General features: G+C 62.9%; 24 protein-coding genes. 13 read left to right on the top strand and 11 right to left on the bottom strand.

Annotated features, from left to right (window positions below; genetic code table 11):
* Positions 1-3: 3 nt before the first annotated feature.
* The 4 genes from pdhA to FHS78_RS15160 all read right to left on the bottom strand — a co-directional run bounded on the left by pdhA (position 4) and on the right by FHS78_RS15160 (position 3,724).
* Positions 4-1,140 carry a pyruvate dehydrogenase (acetyl-transferring) E1 component subunit alpha gene (gene pdhA, locus FHS78_RS15175; protein WP_167095222.1) on the bottom strand — a complete coding sequence of 379 codons (1,137 nt, stop codon included), beginning with the start codon at positions 1,138-1,140 and terminating at the stop codon, positions 4-6.
* 148 nt (positions 1,141-1,288) lie between these two features.
* Entirely contained in the window at positions 1,289-1,627 is a 339-nt protein-coding gene (locus FHS78_RS15170) for an FtsB family cell division protein (RefSeq protein WP_167095221.1), read from the bottom strand.
* Positions 1,628-1,720: 93 nt separating this feature from the next.
* On the bottom strand, positions 1,721-2,995 hold the full coding sequence (gene eno, locus FHS78_RS15165) for a phosphopyruvate hydratase (protein ID WP_167095220.1): 1,275 nt from the start codon (positions 2,993-2,995) through the stop codon (positions 1,721-1,723).
* 183 nt (positions 2,996-3,178) lie between these two features.
* The gene (locus tag FHS78_RS15160; RefSeq protein WP_167095219.1) at positions 3,179-3,724 is read right to left on the bottom strand and encodes a PadR family transcriptional regulator; all 546 of its coding nucleotides are present in this window, start codon (positions 3,722-3,724) and stop codon (positions 3,179-3,181) included.
* Positions 3,725-4,089: 365 nt separating this feature from the next.
* On the opposite strand from FHS78_RS15160, the gene FHS78_RS15155 reads away from it, so the two are divergent.
* From FHS78_RS15155 to queF, 5 genes are all read left to right on the top strand, one after another.
* Positions 4,090-6,000, top strand: a complete 1,911-nt coding sequence (locus FHS78_RS15155) for a DUF1302 domain-containing protein (protein WP_167095218.1) — start codon at positions 4,090-4,092, stop codon at positions 5,998-6,000.
* A 139-nt stretch (positions 6,001-6,139) separates the two neighbouring features.
* Positions 6,140-6,868, top strand: coding sequence for a 7-cyano-7-deazaguanine synthase QueC (queC, locus tag FHS78_RS15150; protein ID WP_167095217.1), 729 nt, complete (start codon positions 6,140-6,142; stop codon positions 6,866-6,868).
* Positions 6,838-7,512: a 7-carboxy-7-deazaguanine synthase gene (queE, locus tag FHS78_RS15145; RefSeq protein WP_246220529.1), complete on the top strand. Its 675-nt coding sequence runs from the start codon at positions 6,838-6,840 to the stop codon at positions 7,510-7,512. The genes queC and queE overlap by 31 nt, the downstream gene beginning before the upstream one ends.
* On the top strand, positions 7,512-7,898 hold the full coding sequence (locus FHS78_RS15140; RefSeq protein WP_167095216.1) for a 6-pyruvoyl trahydropterin synthase family protein: 387 nt from the start codon (positions 7,512-7,514) through the stop codon (positions 7,896-7,898). The genes queE and FHS78_RS15140 overlap by 1 nt, the downstream gene beginning before the upstream one ends.
* Positions 7,895-8,362 (top strand): preQ(1) synthase, encoded by a 468-nt coding sequence (gene queF, locus FHS78_RS15135; RefSeq protein WP_167095215.1) that lies wholly within the window; start codon positions 7,895-7,897, stop codon positions 8,360-8,362. The genes FHS78_RS15140 and queF overlap by 4 nt, the downstream gene beginning before the upstream one ends.
* 98 nt (positions 8,363-8,460) lie before the next feature.
* On the opposite strand, the gene FHS78_RS15130 is transcribed toward queF, so the two are convergent.
* Positions 8,461-9,423: a lysophospholipid acyltransferase family protein gene (locus tag FHS78_RS15130; RefSeq protein ID WP_167095214.1), complete on the bottom strand. Its 963-nt coding sequence runs from the start codon at positions 9,421-9,423 to the stop codon at positions 8,461-8,463.
* Between the two features lie 301 nt (positions 9,424-9,724).
* Here FHS78_RS15130 and FHS78_RS19690 point away from each other — a divergent pair, with 301 nt between their 5' ends.
* From FHS78_RS19690 to FHS78_RS15115, 3 genes are all read left to right on the top strand, one after another.
* Positions 9,725-11,065, top strand: a complete 1,341-nt coding sequence (locus tag FHS78_RS19690; RefSeq protein ID WP_167095213.1) for an ATP-binding protein — start codon at positions 9,725-9,727, stop codon at positions 11,063-11,065.
* 91 nt (positions 11,066-11,156) lie between these two features.
* A complete protein-coding gene (locus FHS78_RS15120) occupies positions 11,157-11,738 on the top strand; it encodes a TetR/AcrR family transcriptional regulator (protein ID WP_167095212.1) in 582 nt (193 codons plus the stop codon).
* Between the two features lie 28 nt (positions 11,739-11,766).
* Positions 11,767-12,666 (top strand): phytanoyl-CoA dioxygenase family protein, encoded by a 900-nt coding sequence (locus FHS78_RS15115; RefSeq protein WP_167095211.1) that lies wholly within the window; start codon positions 11,767-11,769, stop codon positions 12,664-12,666.
* A gap of 215 nt (positions 12,667-12,881) precedes the next feature.
* Here FHS78_RS15115 and kdsA read toward each other — a convergent pair whose 3' ends face one another.
* The 5 genes from kdsA to FHS78_RS15090 form a co-directional block, all read right to left on the bottom strand.
* Positions 12,882-13,715, bottom strand: coding sequence for a 3-deoxy-8-phosphooctulonate synthase (gene kdsA / locus FHS78_RS15110; protein ID WP_167095210.1), 834 nt, complete (start codon positions 13,713-13,715; stop codon positions 12,882-12,884).
* Positions 13,716-13,733: 18 nt separating this feature from the next.
* The gene (gene pyrG, locus FHS78_RS15105; protein WP_167095209.1) at positions 13,734-15,362 is read right to left on the bottom strand and encodes a CTP synthase; all 1,629 of its coding nucleotides are present in this window, start codon (positions 15,360-15,362) and stop codon (positions 13,734-13,736) included.
* 120 nt (positions 15,363-15,482) lie between these two features.
* Positions 15,483-15,986 (bottom strand): preprotein translocase subunit SecG, encoded by a 504-nt coding sequence (gene secG / locus FHS78_RS15100; protein WP_167095208.1) that lies wholly within the window; start codon positions 15,984-15,986, stop codon positions 15,483-15,485.
* 195 nt (positions 15,987-16,181) lie between these two features.
* Positions 16,182-16,763, bottom strand: coding sequence for an anti-sigma factor family protein (locus tag FHS78_RS15095; RefSeq protein ID WP_167095207.1), 582 nt, complete (start codon positions 16,761-16,763; stop codon positions 16,182-16,184).
* The gene (locus FHS78_RS15090) at positions 16,760-17,293 is read right to left on the bottom strand and encodes an RNA polymerase sigma factor (RefSeq protein ID WP_167095206.1); all 534 of its coding nucleotides are present in this window, start codon (positions 17,291-17,293) and stop codon (positions 16,760-16,762) included. Before FHS78_RS15090 ends, FHS78_RS15095 begins: the two co-directional genes overlap by 4 nt.
* 186 nt (positions 17,294-17,479) lie before the next feature.
* On the opposite strand from FHS78_RS15090, the gene FHS78_RS15085 reads away from it, so the two are divergent.
* A complete protein-coding gene (locus FHS78_RS15085) occupies positions 17,480-17,884 on the top strand; it encodes a DUF4168 domain-containing protein (RefSeq protein ID WP_167095205.1) in 405 nt (134 codons plus the stop codon).
* A 76-nt stretch (positions 17,885-17,960) separates the two neighbouring features.
* On the opposite strand, the gene tpiA is transcribed toward FHS78_RS15085, so the two are convergent.
* Positions 17,961-18,719, bottom strand: coding sequence for a triose-phosphate isomerase (gene tpiA, locus FHS78_RS15080; RefSeq protein ID WP_167095204.1), 759 nt, complete (start codon positions 18,717-18,719; stop codon positions 17,961-17,963).
* 648 nt (positions 18,720-19,367) lie between these two features.
* On the opposite strand from tpiA, the gene FHS78_RS15075 reads away from it, so the two are divergent.
* The 4 genes from FHS78_RS15075 to murI all read left to right on the top strand — a co-directional run bounded on the left by FHS78_RS15075 (position 19,368) and on the right by murI (position 24,111).
* A complete protein-coding gene (locus FHS78_RS15075) occupies positions 19,368-19,712 on the top strand; it encodes a hypothetical protein (RefSeq protein WP_167095203.1) in 345 nt (114 codons plus the stop codon).
* A 185-nt stretch (positions 19,713-19,897) separates the two neighbouring features.
* Positions 19,898-21,790, top strand: a complete 1,893-nt coding sequence (locus tag FHS78_RS15070; RefSeq protein WP_167095202.1) for a peptidylprolyl isomerase — start codon at positions 19,898-19,900, stop codon at positions 21,788-21,790.
* A gap of 9 nt (positions 21,791-21,799) precedes the next feature.
* On the top strand, positions 21,800-23,311 hold the full coding sequence (trpE, locus tag FHS78_RS15065; RefSeq protein WP_167095201.1) for an anthranilate synthase component I: 1,512 nt from the start codon (positions 21,800-21,802) through the stop codon (positions 23,309-23,311).
* A gap of 2 nt (positions 23,312-23,313) precedes the next feature.
* Positions 23,314-24,111 (top strand): glutamate racemase, encoded by a 798-nt coding sequence (gene murI, locus FHS78_RS15060; RefSeq protein WP_167095200.1) that lies wholly within the window; start codon positions 23,314-23,316, stop codon positions 24,109-24,111.
* Positions 24,112-24,156 lie beyond the last annotated feature (45 nt).

Genomic DNA, 24,156 nt, shown 5'->3' with positions numbered 1-24,156 from the left:
CGCTTACGCCCCCTCGCTCAGTTCCACGACATCCGTCCAGAGTTCGGACGGGTCGGGCTCGGGTGACGACTGGGCGAACTCGGCCGCTTCGTTGACCGTTTTCTTGATGTCCTTGTCGATGCTTTTCAGCTCGTCCTCGCTCAGCTTGTGCTGTTCGATCAGGCGCTTGCGGACCTGTTCGATGGGATCGTGTTCGGAGCGCATCTTGTTCACTTCTTCCTTCGCGCGATACTTGGCCGGGTCCGACATGGAATGGCCGCGATAGCGATAGGTCATCATTTCCAGCAGATAGGGCCCCTTGCCCGCGCGGCACCATTCGACCGCCTTGCGGCCGGCCTCGCGCACGGCGCGCACATCCATGCCGTCGACCTGTTCGCCGGGGATGTTGAAGCTCGTGCCGCGTTTGGACAGATCGGTCTGGGCGGAGGCGCGCGCCACGCTGGTGCCCATGGCGTACTGGTTGTTCTCGATCACATAGACGACGGGCAACTGCCAGAGCTCGGCCATGTTGAAGCTCTCATAGACCTGGCCCTGATTGGCCGCGCCGTCGCCGAAATAGGTCAGGCAGACGCGGTCGGTGCGATTGTACTGGTTGGAGAAGGCAAGCCCCGTTCCGATGGGCACCGGCGCGCCGACGATGCCGTGGCCGCCATAGAAGTTCTTCTCGACACTGAACATATGCATCGAGCCGCCCTTGCCCTTGGAATAGCCCCCTTCCCGGCCGGTCAGCTCCGCCATCACGCCCTTGGGGTCCATGCCGGTGGCCAGCATGTGTCCGTGATCGCGATAGCCGGTCACGACCTGGTCGCCGTCCTCGATGGCGCCCTGCATGCCGATGACGACCGCTTCCTGGCCGATATAGAGATGGCAGAAGCCGCCGATGAGCCCCATGCCGTACATCTGGCCCGCCTTCTCTTCGAAGCGGCGGATCAGCAGCATGTCGCGATAGGCCTTCAGATCCTCGTCCTTGTCGAAGCCGGCAGGCGACGACTTCGATGCGGACTTGCCCCCCGACGCGGATTTGCGGCGCGCGGGCGTCTTACCGGCGGTCGAACGCTTCGCCGTCGAGGATTTGGCGGTTGAGGATTTACCGGACGGCTTTTTCCGGGAGGTTGCGCTCGAGCGGGAGCGAGTAGCCATGGGGGGCGGCCTCCAATTTCAGCTTTTGTGCAGCACCATGTTGCACATGCTATTGGAGACAGCATATCCGCCGTTCGTAAAGGTTTGTTTTCAAATAGACTTTTATTTATTAACCGAATTTCGGTTAATCGTGCTTCAAGGCAATCGATTAGCGATTCCGGGCGGAACGATCGAGAATGACGATTTCGTTCGGATCGGCATAGCCGAGCGCCGCCCGGGCCCGCTCGTCGAGCAGATCGGGATCGAGGCTTTCCGGCCGCAGCAGCGCCACGCGCCTGTCCAGCCGGTCGCGTTCGCCGCGCACCTCCTTCAGCTCTTCCTGAAGCGTCGCCACCCGATCCTGAAGAGTCAGCCAGTTGATGAAGCCGTAGCGTCCATGCATCGCGTGATAGGCGAAATAGGCGACCGCGATCGCTGCGACGAGCGGCACAAGCGCGTCGCGCAGGCGAAGGTTCCGGGTGGGGCGAATCAGGTCGAGCGTTTCCATGACCGGTAAGGAATCACATCGCGATTCTTTCGGTCAAGGACTATTGACTCGCCGGAGCCGAAATGATTCCCGGGCGATTCCCGACGGGCCTTTTCAGCCCTTCAGAACCGAGGTTCCGGCATATTCCGCGGCCGGCCCGAGCGCCTCTTCGATACGGATGAGCTGGTTGTATTTGGCCAGACGGTCGGAGCGCGCGAGCGAGCCGGTCTTGATCTGACCGCAATTGGTCGCGACCGCGAGATCGGCGATGGTGGCGTCCTCTGTTTCGCCGGAGCGGTGAGACATGACGGCGGTGTAGTGCGCCTTATGCGCCATCTCCACCGATTCCAGCGTTTCGGTAAGCGAGCCGATCTGGTTCACCTTCACGAGAATGGAATTCGCAACGCCGCGGTTGATGCCGTCCTTCAGGCGGGTCTTGTTGGTGACGAAAAGATCGTCGCCCACGAGCTGCACACGCTCGCCGATGGCCGCCGTCAGCGCCTTCCAGCCGTCCCAGTCGTCCTCGGCCATGCCGTCTTCGATGGAGATGATCGGATAGCGGCTCACCAGATCGACGTAATAGTCGACCATGCCGGCGGCATCGAGCTTCTTGCCCTCGCCCTTCAGGTTGTAGGTGCCGTTCTCGTAGAACTCGGTCGAGGCGGCGTCGAGCGCGAGGTAGATGTCCTCGCCCGGCTTGTAGCCGGCCTTCTCGATGGCCTTCATGATGAAGCCGATGGCCTCGTCGGTCGAAGACAGGTTCGGCGCGAAACCGCCCTCGTCGCCGACATTGGTGTTGTGGCCGGCGGATTTCAGTTCGTTCTTCAGCGTGTGGAAGACTTCGGAGCCCATCCGCACCGCATCCGCGATGGAAGCGGCGGCGACCGGCATGATCATGAATTCCTGGATGTCGATCGGATTGTCGGCATGTTCGCCGCCATTCACGATGTTCATCATCGGCACCGGCAGGATGCGCGCCGACGGGCCGCCCAGATAGCGGAAAAGATGCTGGCCGAGCGACGCGGCTTCGGCCTTGGCCATGGCGAGCGACACGCCGAGGATCGCATTGGCGCCGAGACGGGACTTGTTCTCCGTGCCGTCGAGTTCGCACATGATCCGGTCGATCTGGATCTGCTCGCCGGCATCCATGCCGCCGATGGCATCGAAGATTTCGCCGTTTACCGCGTCCACCGCCTGCTGGACGCCCTTGCCCTTGTAGCGTTCGCCGCCGTCACGCAGCTCCACGGCCTCATGGGCGCCCGTGGACGCGCCCGACGGCACGGCGGCGCGGCCCAGCGCGCCGTCATCCAGCAAGACATCGACTTCGACCGTCGGATTGCCGCGGCTGTCCAGGATTTCCCGGCCAATGATATCGATGATGGCTGCCATTGAGATTCGCTCCACTGGGTTGTTTTTTCTGGATCGGGACCTGAATGCGCCTGAAAACGCCCGTCCCGGTGCCAGCCTTTCGACCGGCACAGGATTGGGCGTTTTCATAGCGGACAGGCGGGGCCGGCGAAAGCCCCTTAATCCCCCAATTGGAGCCTCATACCATCCCGCGAGGCACGAATATCAGTTGGCCGCCGCCATCCTGGCGGGACCATAGGCACTATCGAGCAGCCATTCGCGGTTCTGGCGGATATAGGCCAGCTGAGCCTCGACGATCGCGCGTCCCAGACCGGCCGCGAAGACCTGCCCGGCATTGCGATCCTGCTCGGCCTCCCGGCGGTCGAGATCCCCGAGTATCCGCTCCGATTCCTCGGTCTGCCGGTCCAGCAGTTCCTCGAGCCTTTCGCGCGGCAGAAACGGCGCGAAGGACAGGATGAACAGGAATTCAGAGCGGAGCTTGTGCTTGGCCGTGCAGGTCATCAGCGCATCCAGACAGGCGCGCCTCCCCGCTTCGGTCAACTCGTAGATCTTCTTGTTCGGCCGATTGTCCTGTTCGACTTTCTCGAAGGTGACCAGCCCTTCAGTCGCCAGCTCATTCAGCGCCGGATAAAGGTTTGAAAGACTTACATCGAGCAGTTCAGAGATGTCCTGCTCCATGATTTTCTTGATGTCATAGCCAGTGGCTGGACCGCCCATCAATACGCTGAGCAGCAATTCCTTGGTGTTCAACCCGCTTCCCTCCCCGTCAGCAGATTTCATTTCAAAAACCGGTTTTGTCTTTGGTGTGCCCTCCCGGCACTTGCCTCGTGAGTTATTTGTCTATATCGGGTTCATATATAGGTTTTTTAGACCTAGAATGAATAGATATATAACAGATTGACCACACGACGTATCACTCCTCCTCCTCCTCCTCCTCGATCGTCAAGGTCAGCATCCCTCACCACCTCGTAGCCGGCTCCGGCGGGGCCGGCTGCATACTTTACCCAACCGCCGATAGGGAACGCTAACAGGGAACTCCTAGCAGCTAGGGGGGTAACAATATGAAATTACGGGTACTTAGCGGGTCTGTCACCCGCGAAGATCGGCGGAGTACGTTGCTTTCCGCAATATTCGCCGCCTCAGCGCTTCTTGCCGCTACGTTTTCCGGGGCCGCACATGCCGAGGAATTCAAGTTCGGCGACCTCAGCATTTCGACCGCAACCACGCTGAAAGCCGGTGTGACCATGCGTGCAAGCGCGCGCGACTGCCGCCATGTGAACTCCAAGAACGGCGGCTGTGTGCAGGGCGACGGCGCCGGTACCGGCATGAACTCCGACAATGGCAATCTGAACTTCGGCCCGGGCGACATCACCAGCGCCACGGTTCGCGCCACGATGGACATTTCCGGCAAGTGGAAGAATTACGGCTTCTTCGTCCGTCCGACCGCCTTCTACGACCAGGTCTATGCCGCCAACAACATGGACTTCTACGACCTGACGCCAACGGCGCAGGGTGTGGCGAACGGCGAAGCGAAGATTCTCGATGCCTATGTCTATGGCTCCTTCGACATCGCCGGCCACCAGACCACCATCCGCTTCGGCAAGCAGGTGCTGAACTGGGGCGAAAGCCTGTTCATTCAGGGCGGCGTCAACAGCTTCCAGGCCGCCGACGTGACGGCGATCCGCGCGCCCGGTTCGGAACTGCGCGAAGGCTACACGGCCATGCCGATGCTGGTCTTCCAGACCGCGCTGACGCCGGATATCAGCCTTGAGGCTTTCTGGCAGTTCGCCTATTCGATCACGCGCCTCGATCCGGCCGGTTCGTTCTTCTCCACGGACGACATTACGGGACCGGGCTCTCTGCCCTCGGTCCTGAACGCCAATTTCGACGATCCGCAGAACTGCGCACCGGACGGCTCGTATAATCCGGCGGACTACCTCAACCCGAACAGCAACCCGATCTGTCTGGATCGCACGGCGGATCGCGGTCAGGACTCCACCAACCAGTTCGGCGCCGCGCTGCACTATTACGCAGCCGATGTCGGCATGGGAACGGATTTCGGTCTCTACTACATCCGCTTTTCCAGCCGTCTTCCCTATCTTGGCTTCACCAATGGCCCGACGGACTTCCAGACGACCTGCGACACGCTCGCCGGTACGCCGGGCGCTTGCTCTGTGCCTGCTGTCGCCGCCAGCATTGCCCCTCTCGCCTTTGCCATCGGTGCCAACCAGGCAACCTACTTCTACGACTTCCCGACCATCGAGACGATCGGCGCGAGCTTCAACACCACGATCGGCACCACTGCCGTGGCCGGCGAGCTGACCTTCTCGCCGAAGATGCCCTTCGGTATCAACGACAGTGCAATGAACGCTTCCCAGATCGACGGTCTGGGTGCGACCGATCCGCTCGCCGACGCCAATGGCTTGCCGAACGGTCCGATCAGCCTGCTTCCGTTCAATCCCGGTGCAGGTCAGTCGACGCTCTCGCATATCGACCTCGATGCCTATCAGGGACAGTTCAACACGATCGACGCCTTCTCCTCGACGGATCTGATCCCGTCGACGCTGGGCGCCGACAGCGGCTACTTCCTGTTCAACATGGGCTTCGTCTATGTGCCGAACGCAGACAAATATCCGCTGAACCGTGGCGGCGCGGAAGGTGGCTATCCGAATGTTACCGGTGCTGCCATCCTTCAAGGCTCGCCCTTTGCCACCAACCCGCAATATGCGACGGAGTGGTCGACGGGCTATGTGATGCGTCTGGGCGTGGACTACAACAACGCCTTCAATACGCCCTTCACCGTGTCGCCCTATCTGGCATGGCGCCAGGACCTCACCGGCTGGTCGCCCGGCCCGAACACGGCCAACTACCAGCAGGGCCTGAAACAGGTCGGTATCGGTGTCGGCATCGACTACCAGAGCTCATGGCGCGCGAACCTCGCCTATGTGAACACGTTCTCGAACGACTGGACGGTGACGATGACCGACCGCGATTACGTGCAGGCGAGCATCTCCTACGCGTTCTGATCCCCGGATCGGGCCACGACCAACCCCGGGGGCTTCCGCCTCCGGGGTTTTTCTTTTCCGGCACGCGCTTGACGCTGGGGCGAGGCTGCTGTTCAACACCTCGATCCCGGCCTGTACGGCCCTCACGCATCGAAAGAAAATGGCTCAGACCCCGCAAAAACCGGACAAGGCTCTCGTTCTCTTTTCCGGCGGACAGGATTCGACCGTCTGCCTGGCCTGGGCGCTGGCGCGCTATGAGAAGGTGGAGACCATCGGCTTCGATTACGGCCAGAGCCACAAGGTGGAGCTGGAATGCCGTGAGCGGGTGCGTGAGCGGCTCTGCGAGCTGTTTCCCGATTGGGCTGCCCGGCTCGGGCCGGATCACATGCTCGACCTCACCACGCTGGGCGCCATCAGCGACACGGCGCTGACACGCGAAGCCGAAATCGAGATGGGAGAGGACGGCCTGCCGACCACTTTCGTGCCGGGCCGTAACCTGCTCTTCCTCACCTATGCCGCCGCGCTGGGCTATCGCCGGGGCGCCTTCACGCTGGTGGGCGGGATGTGCGAGACCGATTATTCCGGCTATCCGGATTGCCGGGACGAGACCATGCGCTCACTCCAGCAGTCGCTGTCTCTCGGCATGGCAAAGCCCTACACCATCGAAACGCCCCTGATGTGGATCGACAAGGCGGCCACATGGGCTCTGGCGGAAGAGCTGGGCGGCAAGGCACTGGTGGAGCTCATTATCGAGGACACCCATACATGCTACCGGGGCAACCGTCGCCAGCGGCATGACTGGGGCTATGGATGCGGCACCTGCCCTGCCTGCGAGCTTCGCGCGTCGGGCTATGAGAAATGGCGCGCCGCGCAGGCCGCAGGGCGGTAAAGGCGGGGTCCATGTATTCGGTGAAGGAACTTTTCTACACGCTTCAGGGTGAAGGCGCGCAGGCCGGCAGGCCCGCCGTTTTCTGCCGTTTTGCGGGCTGCAATCTCTGGTCCGGGCGCGAGCAGGACCGCGAAAGCGCGCAATGCACCTTCTGCGACACGGATTTCGTCGGCACGGACGGCCCCGGCGGCGGTAAATTCAAAACAGCCGATGAGCTTGCCGATGCCGTCGCCGCGGCGTGGGAAGGCGACACCGACGACACACGCTATGTCGTCTGCACTGGCGGCGAGCCGCTGCTTCAACTTGACAGCGAGGCCATTGCTGCGCTTCATGCGCGCGGTTTCGAGATCGCCATCGAGACCAATGGTACGCTGAAGGCCCCTGAAGGGATCGACTGGATTTGCGTGAGCCCCAAGGCGGACGCCCCGCTGGCGCAGCTCACGGGCGCCGAATTGAAGCTGGTCTTTCCGCAGGCCGCCGCCATGCCGGAACGCTTCGAAACGCTCGCCTTTCGGCATTTTTATCTGCAGCCGATGGACGGCCCCGACCGCGAAGCGAACACCCAGGCCGCCACAGCGTATTGCCTCAAGCATCCGAAGTGGAAGCTGAGCCTGCAAACACACAAGATGATCGGTATTCCGTAATGCGTATCTATAAGGAATTCATGTTCGACGCGGCGCATTACCTTCCTTATGCGGAGGAAGGTCATCCGAACCGCAGAATGCACGGACATTCGTTCCGCGTCGTCGTCTGGCTGGAGGGCAAACCCGATCCGGCGACGGGGCTCGTTCGCCATTTCGAGGATGTAGAACGCGAGTTGATGAAGGTGCGCGGCGAGCTGGACCATCACCTGCTGAACGAGATCGAGGGCCTTGAATTTCCGACGCTGGAAAAGATTTCAGCCTGGATCTGGAATAAGCTCAAAGGCCCGCTTCCGGAGGTCGCCCGCATCGAAATTCACCGGGCCTCCTGCAATGAAGGTTGCGTCTATGACGGGCCGGAAGACAACAAGGCCGAGGACAAGGCATGACGAAGAAGAGCAGCAAGCCGGAGGTTTCGCAGCTTGGCCAGAGTGTGGCCGTTCCCGCCTCGCCCGATGAGGCGGAGCTGGAGCGCGTTCCAAACCCTCATCCGGATACGGATTATATTGCGCGCTTCACGGCGCCGGAGTTCACATCGATCTGCCCGGTCACCGGGCAGCCGGATTTCGCGCATCTGGTGATCGACTATGCGCCGGGCAAATGGCTGGTCGAGTCCAAATCGCTGAAGCTCTATCTCCAGTCCTTCCGCAATCACGGCGCCTTCCACGAAGACTGCACGGTCGCCATCGGCAAGCGGCTCGCCACGCTGCTCGAGCCGAAATGGCTCCGGATCGGCGGCTACTGGTATCCGCGCGGCGGCATTCCCATCGACGTCTTCTGGCAGACGGGCAAGCTGCCCGAGGGCGTGTGGGTGCCCGATCAGGGCGTGCAACCCTATCGCGGCCGGGGCTGAGGCGGCGGCGGACTATCGGGTCGTGCCCGGACATCCAGTTGTAACGGACGCCCGCTGGATTGCTTCGTCGCTTCGCTCCTCGCAATGACGGAAAATCCTTAATAGGCGACCCGGAAGCGGTCGGGGCGGTTTCCCTTTTCCGCTCCGCCGGTCTCTCCGGGCGGGTCGAGCTGCAGCCGCCGGGCAAGGCGCGGCCCGTAATGGGCGGGAACGCCGCGTCCACCCATGCCATAGGCGATGCCGCGCAGATGTTGCGCCAGAGCGTAACGGTCGCGGAGATGGGCGATCTCCTCGAAGGGAATGACATCGCCGATCCGCACGCTCAACTCTCCGCCCATCTGCTTGCGCACTTCACGGAAGAGGAGCGCGATGCGCAAGGTGGAACTGACATGACTTGCCGCGTGAAAGGCCCAGCCGTTTTCGCCGTCGAAATAAAGCGGCACCACGCTTGCCTGCGATTTCTGAATGAGTTGCGAGACGAAGGGCTTCCAGGCCGGATCGAAGGCGGGCCGGCGGGAAAAGGCCCCGGGCCGGGTGGAGACCGTTCCGCCCGGAAAGACGACAAGCGTGCCGCCCTCCCCGAGGTAACGCCGGGCCTCGGCCCTGGTCCGCAAATTGGTGGCCATCGCCTCGCGCGTCAGCCGGAAATCGATCGGCAGCGAGTTCAGGCGCATTTCGTCCGGCCCGGTCAGGAGCGAATTGATCAGAATACGAAAATCGCCGCGGGCGCGGCCGGCGAGCACACAGGCCCCGATCCCGTCCAGCACGCCATAGGGGTGATTTGAAACGAAGACGAGCGGTCCGTCTTTCGGGATCGCGGCGAGCTTCGCTTCGTCGTAAGCCAGTCTCAGACGCAGCAGGCGCAGGCCCGCCTCGAAAAACGGTTCGCCCGGCAAGGGAGCGGCCCGGTTTTGCAGATAGAGCCGCATAAGCGCGCGCTGCCCGACCAGACGTTCGACGATCCGGATGGTCCGGCGCCTCAGGGCGCTGTCTCCCGGCGTGGCGAAACTGAACTGCTCCTCCAGACCGGGCGGCGGCGGATACGCTGAATTATCCATCATGAAACGAGCCTAGTCCGCCGGGGGTGACGTTTTCGTGTCAAAAAGACACCGATCGCTCTTTCGCCGTCAACCCGGCAATATTTTCCGGAATATATGGCGGGTTTCCGCCGGTATTTCCTGTATGCCTCAGGTGGAAACCGAAAATTTCAGTAAATATTAATTTACGCCTTACTCCGTAAAATCGAGGCTGGTTATAGCTTGAGCAACGCATACGGTAACTGGAAAAACTGTGCGGCAATTTCAGCCAGATCGGCAACTCTCCTCCCGCGCCTATCCGGACGCGGGGACAGACTCGTTCGACGTGGATCGCGAACTCGACGCGATCTTCCTGGAGAATGTCGCCCCGGTGGGTTTGTGTTTCGCAGTGCTCTATGTCGTCTTCACCGCCCTGCACCCTTTTTCCCTGCCTCCCGATGTTGCGCAGGTCATGGTGCCGCTTGCCGGTGCGACGGCGATCTTGGCAGCGGTCACCTCCATCATGGTCTGGACGGACAATATTCCTCTCAAATTCGCCTATCCGGTCGGGGGGGGCCTCGTGCTCATGGGGGTGCTTAATGCCGGAGTCCATATGTGGCTGACCGAGGATCTCGATCAGTCCACGAATTTCGCGCTCGGCTTCATCGTGGTCGGCCTCTTCTTCCTCTCCTGGAGGTTTCTCGCGGTAGCCTATTTCGTGATCTTCGTCACATGGGCGGCCGTCGCCGGGACGTTTCCGGATGTCGAACTGGAGTTCGAGCATTTTTTCATCATGAACGTCATTGCGATGGTGCTCGGCGTGCTGGCGCAATGGCTGCGCGTCAGCGTACATCGGCGCCTGCTCTTCATGCGGCATGAGGCCAATCTGCGAGAGCAGCGGCTGGCCGAAGCATTCGCCAAGGAAAAGCTCTATGCGAGCGCGCAAAAGGCCAACCGCTCCAAGACCGAGTTTCTGGCCAATATGAGCCATGAGCTGCGCACGCCCCTCAACGCCATTATCGGCTTTTCCGAAACCATGATGCACGAAATTTTCGGTCCGGTCGGGAACGATCGGTACAAGGAGTATATCAAGGACATCAACGGCGCCGGGACCCATTTGCTGTCGATGGTGAACGACATTCTGGACCTGTCGCGGGTGGAGCTGGAGAATGTCAAGATCGAGCCCCAGCCGGTCGATCCCGAAACGATCTGCAAAAACTGCCTGCTGATCCTGCGCAGCCGGGCCGACAAGGGCAGCGTGGAGCTGAACTTCGACGTCTCGGAGCCGGTGGCCCAGATCGCGTCCGACGAACGGCGGATAAAACAGATACTCTTCAACCTGCTCGGCAATGCCGTGAAGTTCACCCCGCCGGGCGGCACCGTCACGCTGGCGCTCGCGCCGTCGGAGGATGGCGGTATCCGCATCAGCGTGCGCGATACCGGCATCGGCATGAACGAGGAACAGCTCAAACATGCACTGGAACCCTTCTGGCAGGCGGATACGGGGCTCGACCGCGCCTTCGAGGGCACGGGACTTGGCCTTGCGCTGACCGACGAACTCGTGCGCGTCCTGCAAGGGCAGTTCGAGATCGAGAGCCGGCCCGGCGTCGGGACGACGGCGACGGTCACGCTCCCCAAAGCCATCCAACCCGAAGCGGAAGAAAAGACAGCGCGCGCCGCCGACTGAGAGACCGGCTCCCGCACCCGCACCCGCACCCGCACCCGCATGAGATCGATCAGGGCTTGCGCGGGCACTCAATCTTTTTATAATAACCATTATGCCAAAAAAGATCGACCATGAGCTACGCCGCCTCGACTTCACGGAAGCCGCCATTGCCGTGATCGGCCGGCAAGGAATCGACAATACGCGGCTGATCGATGTCGCCCGGGCCGCCAATGCGACGACGGGCGCGCTGACGCATTATTTCGAGGGCAAGGACGCTGTGCTGCTGGCCGCCTTCGACCATGTCGCCCAGCATATCCTGCGCGATCTGCTGACGGAGTCGGACGAAAGCCTCATCGACCGGGCCGCCCAGGCGCTACCGCTGGACGAGGAAGGCGTGATGTACTGGCGCGTCTGGATATGCTTTCTGAGCCGGGCGGTCGCGGACCCGGCCCTTGCCCGCATCAACAACGATTATCATGACGAATTCCGCCAGCGGCTGGCCCGCCTGCTGGAAACGGAGCAGGCGGCGGGCCGGTTGAGCCGCGACGTCGATCGCGCGGAAACGGCGGAGGCGGTGATCGCCGTGGTGGACGGGCTCGGCGTTCACGCCGCCATGCAGCCCGACACATGGACCGCCGAGCGCCTTCGGAAACAACTCGACACCATGCTTCGTCCGCTTTTGCCGATGCCATGAGACGGCCGCACGATCAGGGAGGAAACCCATGCCGAAACTCGATACGCTGCCCGCCAATGCCAGCACAGACGAGATTCTGACCGTCCTCAAGCGCGACGGCGCTCTGATATTGAAGGACGTACTGACGCCCGACCAGGTTGCGCAGGTGCTGAAGGAGACCCTGCCCTATATCGAGGCGACGCCGCCCGGAGAGGACGATTTCACCGGCCGCAAGACGACACGCACCGGGGCGCTTGTCGCGCGCTCCGAAGCCGCCCGCGAGATGGTCGCCAACAAGACGATCACTGAAGCGGCGCAGGCCTTCCTCAAGCCCTTCTGCGAACGCATCCAGCTTCACCTGACGCAAATCATCCGCATCAGGCCGGGCCAGCCCAAACAGCAGATCCATCGCGACCGCTGGGCCTGGGGCACCTACATCACGAATGTGGAGCCGCAGTTCAACACGATCTGGGCGATCACCGATTTCACGAAGGAAAACGGCGCGACGCAGGTCTGCCCCGGCAGCCTGGACTGGCCGGACAATTACGAACCGTCCGACGACGAGATCGGCTATGCGGAAATGTCCGCCGGGTCGGTGCTGATCTATTCGGGTGGGGTTTTTCATGGCGGCGGCGCCAACAACTCCAATGGCGACCGTATCGGCATCAACATCACCTATACGCTGGGCTGGCTGCGCCAGGAAGAGAACCAGTATCTGGCCTGCCCGCCGGACATCGCGAAGACGCTCTCGCCGGAGCTGCAGGCGCTGATCGGCTATTCGATGGGGAGCTATGCGCTGGGCTATTACACGCCGCCGCTGCCGCCCGGCGAAGGGCCGGAAATCGTGCCGCCGGAATATGCGCTGGGCAATGCCGATGTGCAGGCGGCGCAATTCGGCTCGGAGGAATTGCGGGCGGAAGTCTCGGCGGCGATCAGGGGCGAGAAGTAAGTCTCAATCCGGCGACCCGGGCGCGCCGTGTCAGAAGCGCATTCGTTCGTTCTTCCCTCCCCCTTTCGAGGGGGAGGGTCAGGGAGGGGGTGAAGCGACGAACACCAGCGTATGCGATTGCTGCGCGGTCCTCCCCCCACCCGAAAAATCCCGACAGGATTTTTCGACCTCCCCCTTAGGGGAGGTGAAGAGTTTGCGGATTTCCTTCGATGCGATTACGCCGCCTTGGCGAGGTCGTCGAAGGCCTTGAGGCGCGTCAGCAGCGCTTCGAGGCCGTCGAGGCGGACCATGTTGGGGCCGTCGGAGGGCGCGTTGTCCGGATCCTGATGGGTTTCCATGAAGACCGCGCCGACGCCGATGGCGACGGCGGCGGACGCCAGCACCGGCACCATCGCCCTATCGCCGCCCGACGAGCCGCCCTGCCCGCCCGGCTGCTGTACGGAATGGGTCGCGTCGAAAACGACCGGGCAGCCGCACTGCTCCTTCATGATCGGCAGCGCGCGCATGTCCGACACCAGCGTATTGTAGCCGAAGCTCACGCCGCGCTCGGTCGCCATCACATTGGGATTGCCCGCATCGACGACCTTGTTGACGACGTTCTTCATGTCCCAGGGCGCAAGGAACTGGCCCTTCTTGACGTTCACGACCTTGCCGGTCGCGGCGGCGGCTTCCAGCAGGTCGGTCTGGCGGCAGAGGAAGGCCGGGATCTGGAGGACATCCACGACGGAGGCCACTTCCGCGCATTGTTCGCGCTCATGCACGTCGGTCAGGACGGGCACGCCGAACTCCTTCTTCAAATCCTCGAAGATCGGCAGCGAAAGCTCGAGCCCCAGACCGCGCTTTGCATTGCGGCTGGTGCGGTTCGCCTTGTCGAAGGAGGTCTTGTAGATGAAGCCGATGCCGAGCTTCGCCGTGATTTCCTTGATCGCGCCCGCCATATCGAAAGCATGCTGGCGCGTCTCCAGCTGGCAAGGCCCCGCGATCAGCGTGAAGGGCTTGTCGTTGGCGATTTCAAGGTCGCCGATCCTGACCGTGCTGTTCGCAGGCATGCGCTTATGGCCTAACTGTTAAACCAGTCGGCTCTGCTCCACCGCCGCGGCGATGAAGGAGCTGAACAAAGGATGTGGGTCGAAGGGCTTCGACTTCAACTCCGGATGATACTGGACGCCAATATACCAGGGATGGGACGGCAGCTCGACGACCTCGGGCAGGAGCCCGTCCGGCGAGGTGCCGGAGAAGAGGAGCCCGGCCGCCTCCAGCTTTTCCCGATAGCCCATATTGACTTCGTAGCGGTGCCTGTGGCGCTCGGAGATGGCGGTTGAGCCATAGATCTCCGCGACCTTGCTGCCTGCTTTCAGGGCGGCGTCATAGGCGCCGAGGCGCATGGTGCCACCGAGATCGCCATTGGCCTTGCGCTGGACGAGTTCGTTTTCCTTCATCCATTCCGTCATCAGGCCGACCACGGGCTCGTCGGTCGGGCCGAATTCGGTGGAGCCGGCGTTCTCGATCCCGGCCATATTGCGGGCCGCCTCGATCACGGCCATCTGCATGCCGAAGCAGATGCCGAAATAAGGCACGTTGCGGGTGCGGGCGAAATTGGCCGCCGCGATCTTGCCGTGGGCGCCGCGCTCGCCGAAGCCGCCAGGCACCAGAATGCCGTTCACTTCTTCGAGATAATAGGCGGTATCGCCGGTCTCGAAGATTTCCGATTCCAGCCATTCGAAGTTGACGCGCACGCGGTTGGCGATACCGCCATGCACCAGCGCCTCGGTCAGCGACTTATAGGCGTCCTTGAGGCCGGTATATTTGCCGACAATGGCGATCGTCACATCGCCTTCCGGCTCGCGGATGGCGGAGGTGATGTTGTGCCACTGGGCGAGCCTGGGCTCGGGGCTGTCCTCAATGCCGAAGACGCTCAGCACCTCCGCGTCGAGCCCTTCCAGATGATAGGCGTGCGGGACGTCATAGATCGTGTCCACATCCAGCGCCTGAATGACGCCGGTTTCGCGCACGTTACAGAAGAGCGCGATCTTGCGGCGCTCGTCCTTGGGGATGGCGCGGTCGGCGCGGCACATCAGGATGTCGGGCTGGATGCCGATGGACCGCAGCTCCTTCACGGAATGCTGCGTCGGCTTGGTCTTCATCTCGCCCGCGCTGGGGATGAAGGGCAAGAGCGTCAGGTGGATGAAGCATGTCTGTCCGCGCGGCAGTTCGTTGCCGAGCTGGCGGATCGCCTCGAAGAACGGCAGGCCTTCGATGTCACCCACCGTGCCGCCGATCTCGCAGAGCACGAAATCCACGCCGCCCGCATCCGACAGGACGAATTCCTTGATGGCGTCGGTGACATGCGGGATCACCTGGACCGTACCGCCCAGATAATCGCCGCGTCGCTCGCGGGCGATGATCTCCTGATAAATCCGGCCGGTGGTGATGTTGTCGGAGCGGGCCGCCGGGACGCCGGTGAAGCGCTCGTAATGACCGAGATCGAGATCGGTCTCCGCCCCGTCATCCGTGACGAAGACTTCGCCGTGCTGGATCGGGGACATGGTGCCGGGGTCCACATTCAGATAGGGGTCCAGCTTGCGCAAACGCACGGAGAAACCACGCGCCTGAAGAAGCGCGCCGAGTGCTGCGGATGCGAGACCCTTACCGAGTGAGGAAACCACGCCGCCGGTGATGAAGATATACCGCGTCATGGGCTCTCAGATTACATCAACCAAAACGATTCGGTGCGCGCCAATTCGATGGCGCACCGGTTTTTTTCAAAGAATGAGGGAAACTGTCCGGAATCCGGACATCCTCACCGGGCCGGGCCCTTACTGCGCCTGCGGAACGCTGGGCTCTTCATTGGCAGGCGCCGTGGGCGTACCGGCCTCGCCGGCGGTGCCGTTCGCGCCCTGAGCCGCGCCCTCGCCGCTCCCGGCCTGTGGCGGCGCCACTTCGTCGGAGGCGGCCGGCGGCGTCACGGCGTCGCCCGTGCTTTCGGGCGCCGGTGTCAGGCCGCTGCCGACCGGCGCCGGGACGTTCACATCATTGGTCTGGCCGGGCGCCGTTTCCGGGGGCGGTGCGATATTGTCCAGAATGGAACCGCCGGAACCGCTGTAAGTGGCGAGAATGCCGAGGCCGAGGCTGGTCAGGAAGAAGAGCCCGGCCAGAAAGGCCGTCGCCCGCGTCAGCGCGCTGCCCGCGCCGCGCCCGCTCATGAAACCGCCGCCATCGCCGCCAATCCCCAGCGCGCCGCCTTCGGACCGCTGAAGCAGAACCACGGCGACCAGCGCCACGGCGATCATGAGATGGATAATCAGAAGGATGGTAGCCATGAAGTATCCGGGGCCTTCCTGCCAGGCAAATGCTGCGTGGTCTCACATTCCAGAAAACACAAGTCGCCCGGATTCGGGCCTTGCGGCGCGATCCGGCTCTTGGCGGCGGGTTTTAACGCAAGACAGGCGCGCTTTCCAGCCCTGTTGCGTGTGCGAGAAGGCGAGGATGCCGAAAACGAAGTCCGGCCCGCCTTCTCAGGACCCCCGGCGCCCCTCCGGAGCGACCAGGCTTGCCGGAACAGACGGGAAAACGGGCTTTTCGGCGGCGGTTTCGCCCGATGGCGCCATGGCTTCGGACACAGGCGTCGCGCGGGGCGCCGCGGGGGGCATTGCAAGCGGCGATATGGCCGTTGCCGGGGGCTCCGCTTCCCGGTCGAGGCGAACCACCGGCACCGGCTGGCTATTGGCCCTTTCCACGGTTCGCGTTTCCTCCGATTGCCGCCCGAGAAAAAAGCCGAGAACGAGCGCCGCCGCGGCGGCGGCGATACCGGCGGCCAGAGGCCCCCTCGCAAGGCGCCGGGGGCTGGGCCCGAATGCACCGGAAAACCGGGAGCCGCCCGCCGCCGCATAGGGAAAAGCCGTGCGGATTGCCGCGTTGATCTGGCGAATCTCGCGAACCTTTCGGGCGGCTTCCGGGGTCCGCTCCAGATGCCGCTTCACGGCGTCCCGCAGCGAGGGGTCGTCGGCCAACTGCCGATCCGCATAGTCGTGAAGCGAGAGAGCGATATCCGCTTCGGCGTGTGAGCCACTCGGGCGATTGTCGTTCCTGCCCTTCATTTCACTCTCCTGAGCCGCCGGGTGCTCCTTCGCGCGGCGATCTCGCTTCCTCCGCGCATGGACTGGCGGAGCGTTTCCCGGCCACGGGACAATCTCGACCTGAGCGTACCGACCGGAATGCCGAGAATGTCCGCGGCCTCGTCATAACTCACGCTCTCAAGCGCCATGAGCAGAACGGGCGCGCGCTGGGGCTCGGGCAAGGCCGCAAGCGCCCGGAGCATATCATCGGCCATGAGCCTCGCTTCCTGAGGCAGGAAACTTTCAACGCCCGATGCCGCCATGACGTCTTCCTGCATTTCCTCATGCGGCACGCCCGCTCCCCGCCGCGAATTCAGAAAAACGCGGTAGAGGATCTTGAAGAGCCAGCTCCGCACGCTGCCCTCGCCGCGCCAGGAGCGGCGTTTGCGCCAGGCACGCTCCAACGTGTCCTGCACGAGATCGTCGCCCTCATGCTGCGATCCGCACAGGGAACACGCAAAGCGCCTTAGATGCGGAATTTCGGCTTCCACACAGCGCGCCAGATCGTTCATTTGTCGGCGGCCTTCTCCTGTTGCGGTCGGCCACCACACCCAACAGACACTTGTGGCGAGAAAAAGTTCCGCCGGCGCTTTCAAAAATTTTCTTCGTGGCGTGGAACCAATCGGCGCCGGACGTGTCCGATGGACAGGTCCCGGCCGTCAGGGCCGGCCAAAACGAACGACAAAAGGAGCTTCTTCATGCGCCGATCCTACGGTAAGGCCCCCGCAGCCCTTCTGACCGCCGCTGTGCTCGGATTGTCCAGCGTTGCCGGCATGGCGACGCCGGCCATGGCCCAGTCCACCTCCTCGCAGCAGGAGGCCCCGCACTACGCCCCGGCCAAGCTGAAGGCATTCGCCAAGACAGCGCTTCAGGTGCAGCAGATCAACAAGGCGGCCAAGGAGAAATTCCAGGGCGCTTCCAGCAAGGACGAGCAGGAGACCATCCAGAAGGAAGCCTATGCCGACCTCAAAAGCGCGATCACGTCGCAGGGCATGACGCTCGAGGAATATAACGAGATCGCGAGCGCCGCGCAGAGCAACAAGGACCTGCGCCAGAGGATCACGAATTACATGATGAAAATGCAGGACTCCGGCGGCCAATAATCGGGGCCGCCCGGCAAAATCAAGGCGGGAGCGGAACGGTCCGCCCCCGCCTTTTCAGTGTCGGCGTATGTTTATGTCAGGCGCTCGCGGCGACGATGCCGTAGAAGTCGTCGGCTTTCAGGCTCGCGCCGCCCACCAGCGCCCCGTTCACATTCTCCACGGCGAGGAGTTCGGCGGCGTTGGACGGCTTGACCGAGCCGCCATAGAGGATGCGGACTTTCTCGCCCTCGTCGCCGAAGCGCTTCACGAGTTGCTTGCGGATTTCCTTGTGGACCTTCGCCACATCCTCCGTCGTCGGGGTGCGGCCCGTGCCGATGGCCCAGACCGGCTCGTAAGCGACCACGGTGGTACGCGCCGCGATGCCGTCGGGCAGCGAACCCTTGAGCTGGCGGCGGATCACCTTGAGCGCGGCGCCCTCGTCCCGCTCGGCCTCCGTCTCGCCGACGCAGACAATGGCGGTCAGCCCGGCCCGGTGGGCGGTCTCGGCCTTGGCGCGAACGAGCTTGTCCGTTTCGCCATGATCGGCCCGGCGTTCGGAATGGCCCACGATCACATAGCGCGCACCGAGATCCTTCAGCATTTCAGCCGACACGTCGCCCGTATGGGCGCCGGAGGCGGCGGCGTGGCAATCCTGGCCGCCGATGGCGACCGGGCTGCCCTTCGCCGTTTCCTTCAGAAGACCGACGATGGTCGCGGGCGGGCAGATGAGTACGTCGCAGGCGGGCTTGCCGCCCCTGGCCAGCTTGCGCGCCAGCTTCGTCACCTCGCCCTTGGAGGCGCGAAGGCCGTTCATTTTCCAGTTGCCCGCGATGAGAGGTTTGATGCGCCGTGCCATTGCTACTGTCCGTCCCTGTCCGATAAGCCGCATTTGCAGAAAGCCGACCGTTTAGCAGAAGCGCCAGAGGCCGCCAACTGCGCGCTTCTCCGTCATGGATGCGGCAAATGCGTCAAATAGAACACACCAAAATCTAAATTCTCATAATCATGACTAATTGTTTTCCAAGTAAACGACTCGGGCGTAGGTTGCGCGCGATGGAAAAGCAATTCATGGAAATGGTCCTCTGGACCTCCGGTCGAACCTACTCGCCTTCGGGGCCGAGTCGCTTGCGCGTGCTTAAATAAGCCTGCCATATCGACGTTTTGCGGCCCCATCCCACGGATCGGGGCCTTTATATTTTCCGGGCTCCGGTTTACCCGCTGTCATCCATAACCCGGAGTCACATATGTCTTTCCAATACTATCCGGAATGGTGTCGCGCTTCCCGCTCCACCATCTGACCCACCCCGGCCCGCGCCCGCCGCGGACCGTCTGTTTGCGTCCCTTAACGAGTATTCGAGCCCTTTCGGCTCTTTGACGGTTTTCGCTTTCAAGCCTGCCGCTTGAGAGAACGGGAGAGCTGTCTCCGAAGGGTTACCGACCCTCGAATACTTCAAAACGACTTGGCGCTTTCTTCGCCCATGCGGAGAGAGAATGGAGGAGATTTATGTTCACGTTCATGCTCGACGGGTTCGCCCGCCGAACGCGCACCGCCACCGTGCTGGCCGCCCTCGCGACCTATCTGGGGCTCGCCTTTCACGACCAGCCGCCCGACGACGCGCTGGAGACGCTTTTCGTCCTGATGCCGGCCCTGGAGGTCGGGTTCGTCGCGGGGCTCTTCGCCCTCGCTTTCGATGAGGACGCCGATCCGATGCCCGTCGCGGCGACGCGGTTCCTCGGCTGGCTGGTCGTCGTGCTGGCCGCGATCTGGCTTACGAATCTGCTGGCCCGGGCCAGTGTGGACGCCTATGTGCGCCTGGGGGGACCGCCGATATACGAGGCACCGCTATGAAATGTCCCCACCCTGCCGATTTGTAAGGAAAATCAAACGGGAAGCGCGGGTGAGCGGCTTGCAGGCACATGACCCCGCACCTATCATGCCGCCCGATTTGGGGGACGGTGCCGTATCGTCCCCCACCCCATCCCAAGACGCCGGTCCGGCCCGATTTCCGGGCGGCGCCCAATGGAAAGAAGATCATGCTCGATACACTGCGTAAAACCGCCTCCGGCTGGATCGGAATGGGCCTGATGGGTCTGCTGGTCGTGAGCTTCGCGGTGTGGGGCATCGCCGACATCTTCCGGGGCTACGGTTCCTCGGCGGTGGCGACCGTCGGCTCGCAGGAAATCGGCGCGGCGGAATATCAGCGCGAAATCTCCAACGAGACGCGCCGCCTCTCGCAGCGCTACGGCCAGCCGATCACGCCGCAGGTGGCGCAGCAGCTTGGCGTCAACCAGAGCGCGCTGGGGCGCCTTATCGGCCTTGCCGCGCTCAATGGCGGCGCGGAGGAACTGGGGCTGGCGGTGAGCGACGAGAAGGTCGCCCACAACATCATGACGGACCCGAACCTGCAGAACACGTTCGGGAAGTTCGACAAGCGGACGTTCGAGCTGGCGCTCTCCCGCGCGAACACCTCCGAGGAAGCGTTCATCAAGGACCGCCGGGAATATCTGATCCGCGACCAGCTGATCGGCGTGATCGGCAGCGGCATTCATGCGCCCGACGCGCTGGTCGACGTGATTGCGACCTTCCAGAAGGAGACGCGCGATGCGACCTATCTGGTGCTGCCGCCCTCGCTTGCCGGCGAGGTTGCCGAGCCCGACGACAAAGCGCTGGAGGCCTATTACCAGAAGATTTCGGGCCGCTTCCAGAAGCCGGAAACACGGAGCTTCAGCGTGATGCAGCTCACGCCCGACGAGGTGGCGGAAACGATTTCGGTATCGGAAGACGAACTGAAGACGGCCTTCGAGCAGCAGAAGGCGAGCTTCGACACGCCGGAAAAGCGCGACGTCATCCAGATCACCTTCGATACCAAGGAAGACGCGGCGGCCGCCGTCGCCAAGCTGCGCAGCGGCACGCCGGTGGAAGATGTCGTGAAGGCGCGCGGCCTTGCGATGGAAGATGTAGAGCTGGGGCTCGTCAGCAAGACACAGATGCTGTCTTCCGATATCGGCGAGGCGGCGTTCTCTCTCGAACCCGGTCAGGTCAGCGATCCCGTGGAAGGGCCGCTTGGAACCGTGGTGCTGAAGGTCACAAAGGTCGAGCCGGCCGTGACCAAGACGTTCGACGAGGTGAAAGACGAGCTGCGCAAGAACCTGGCGATGCAGCATGCCCGCGAGGAAATCTACAATATCCAGAACTCGATAGAGGACGACCGCGCCGGCGGCATGTCGTTCCGCGACGTCGCGGAGAAGAACGGGCTGTCGGTCCAGAGCATCGAGGGCGTCACTCAGGACGGCAAGACGCGGGACGGCAAGGACGCGGAGCTGCCCGAGCTGCCCGGTCTTCTGGAGACGGTCTACGACTACGGTCCCGACGAGCAGATTCCGCCCCGCGACAACGGCAAGAGCGGCTATTACTGGGTGCATGTGGACCAGCAGACGGACGCGGAAATTCCGCCGCTGAAGGATGTGCGCGGCAAGGTCGTGTCGGACTGGAAGGAGCAGCAGCGCAAGACGAAACTCCAGGACCTCGCCCGGACGCTGGCCGAGCGCGGCAACAAGGGCGAAAGTTTCGACAAGATCGCCGCGGAGTTCGACCGCAGCGTGCTGGTGCAGCAAGGCATTCAGCGCTATGCCCGCAGCGATACCTTCTCGCGTGTCGCGGTGACGCGCCTGTTCGCCACGCCCAAGGGCGGCTTTACCTACGGTCCCGTGATGGTCGGCGACAGCATGCTGGTGATGCAGGTGAAGGATATTCACAAGCCGGAGCTTGCCGCCGATTCCGACGAGTACAAAAAGCTCAAGGCGGACATCAAGGACTCGATCGCCTCCGACATGATCGGAAGCATGGTCGCGGGCCTGCAACAGAAGCTGGGCGTGAGCGTCAACCAGCTGATGGTGGAGCAGGTAACCGGCACCACCAGCCAGTAAGTGACGAGCATGATCTTTCCCGAATATCCGGATTTCGAACGCGCTTACGAAGCGGGTGAACCGCAGGTCGTCTATACGCGGCTGGTTGCCGATCTGGAGACGCCCGTTTCGGCGATGCTGAAGATCGCCGACGGGCGGCCGAACAGCTTTCTGCTGGAATCCGTCGAAGGCGGCGACACGCGCGGGCGCTATTCCATCATCGGCCTCAAACCCGATGCGATCTGGCGCTGCATGGGCAACAAGGCGGAACTGAACCGGCAGGCCCGGGTCGATTCCAGCTCTTTTGCGCCCTGCGACAAGGACGCCCTCGATTCGCTCAGGAGCTTCATCGAGGAATCGCGGATCGAGCTGCCCGACGAATTGCCGCCCATGGCGGCGGGCGTCTTCGGCTATATGGGTTACGACACCGTTCGGCTGATGGAAAACCTGCCGAACGAGAACCCCGACGCATTGGGACTTCCCGACGGGCTGTTCCTGCGCCCGACGGTGATTGCCGTTTTCGACGCGGTGAAGGACGAGGTGACGGTGGTGACGCCGGTGCGGCCCGAAGCCGGCGTCAGCGCGCGGGCGGCCTTTGCGCGCGCGGGCGAACGGCTCAACGACGTCGTGGCGGATTTCGACCGTTCCATCCCGCATCTGTCGCAGGATACGAATATCGACGACCTGCAGCCGCCGAAATCGAACACGCCGCAGGAAACCTATTTCAGCATGGTGGAGCGGGCGAAGGAATATATCGCGGCGGGCGACATCTTTCAGGTAGTATTGTCGCAGCGCTTCGAGACGCCGTTCACCCTGCCCCCCTTCGCGCTTTATCGCGCGCTCCGTCGCATCAACCCGTCGCCCTATCTCTATTTCCTCAATTTCGAGGATTTCTCCATCGTCGGGTCCAGCCCGGAAATTCTCGTTCGCGTACGGAACAATCGCGTCACGATCCGCCCGATCGCGGGGACGCGCCATCGCGGCAAGAACAATGCCGAGGATGCGGAGGTCGCGGAGGAGCTGCTTTCCGATCCGAAGGAGCGCGCGGAACATCTGATGTTGCTCGATCTCGGGCGGAACGATGTGGGCCGGGTCTCGAAGATCGGCAGCGTGGAGGTGACGGAAAAGTTCGCGCTCCAGCACACATCCCACCTCATCCATATCGTGTCGAATGTCGAAGGCGATCTGGACCCGGCATATGATGCGATTTCCGCGCTGATCGCTGGCTTTCCGGCGGGCACCGTGTCCGGCGCGCCCAAGGTGCGCGCCATGGAGATCATCGACGAGCTGGAGCTTGAAAAGCGCGGCGCCTATGCGGGCTGCGTGGGGTATTTCTCCGCCGCCGGCGAAATGGATACCTGTATCGTCCTGCGCACGGCCATCGTGAAAGACGACAAGATGTATGTGCAGGCGGGCGGCGGCGTGGTCGCGGATTCAAGCCCGCAAGGCGAGTATCAGGAAAGCGTCAACAAGGCGAAAGCGCTTTTCCGCGCCGCCGAGGAAGCCGTGCGCTACGCCTCGCAGGGCGGACGCAGGCAGTGACCATGACGGCCGCTGCCGGACCGATCCTCGTTTTCGATTCCGGCATAGGCGGCCTCTCCGTTCTCGACGCGATCCATTCGCTGCTGCCGACGCGCCGATGCATCTATGTGGCGGACGATGCGGCCTTTCCCTATGGCGAATGGGAAGAGGAAGCTCTGATCGAGCACATCGTCGGGGTCATGGACAGGCTCGTCGATTCCTACGCGCCGCGCGCCATCGTCATCGCCTGCAATACGGCCTCGACGCTGGTGCTGCCCGCGCTCCGCGCGCGCTTCACCATGCCCATCGTCGGCACGGTCCCGGCCGTCAAGCCCGCCGCCGGGCGCACGCGGAGCGGCGTGATTTCGGTGCTCGCCACGCCCGGCACGATCGCGCGGGACTATACGCGCCAGCTTATCGACCAGTTCGCCGCCGATGTGCATGTCGAACTGGTCGCCTCGCGACGGCTTGCCGCCATGGCGGAGAAACTGCTTCAGGAAGACGAGATCGACGCCGAAGCCGTCCGGGAGGAGATCCTGCCCTGCTTCGTCGACACCGGGATCGGGCGCACCGACATCGTGGTGCTGGGCTGCACGCATTATCCCTTCCTGATCCCGCATATGAGCGCCGTTGCGCCCTGGCCCGTGGACTGGCTCGACCCCGCGCCCGCCATCGCGCAGCGGCTCGCGGCGCTGATCGAGAGCGATACGCGGATCGCCGAGGGTGAGGGGTTCACGCTCTTTACCGGCGGCGCGTCCGCCCCGCCCCTTCTTGCCGGCATGTTGCGCGCGCGCGGCGTTCCCGTCGGCGGAGATGAGTAACGCATTGATATTGCGGGACCATCGGTCCTATTGTGCGATCTTTCC

Origin of the sequence: Parvibaculum indicum (assembly GCF_011762095.1) — a bacterium.
GTDB lineage: Bacteria > Pseudomonadota > Alphaproteobacteria > Parvibaculales > Parvibaculaceae > Parvibaculum > Parvibaculum indicum.
The sequence above is the reverse complement of the archived record's forward strand: the minus strand, read 5'-3'. Positions and strand labels throughout refer to the sequence as shown.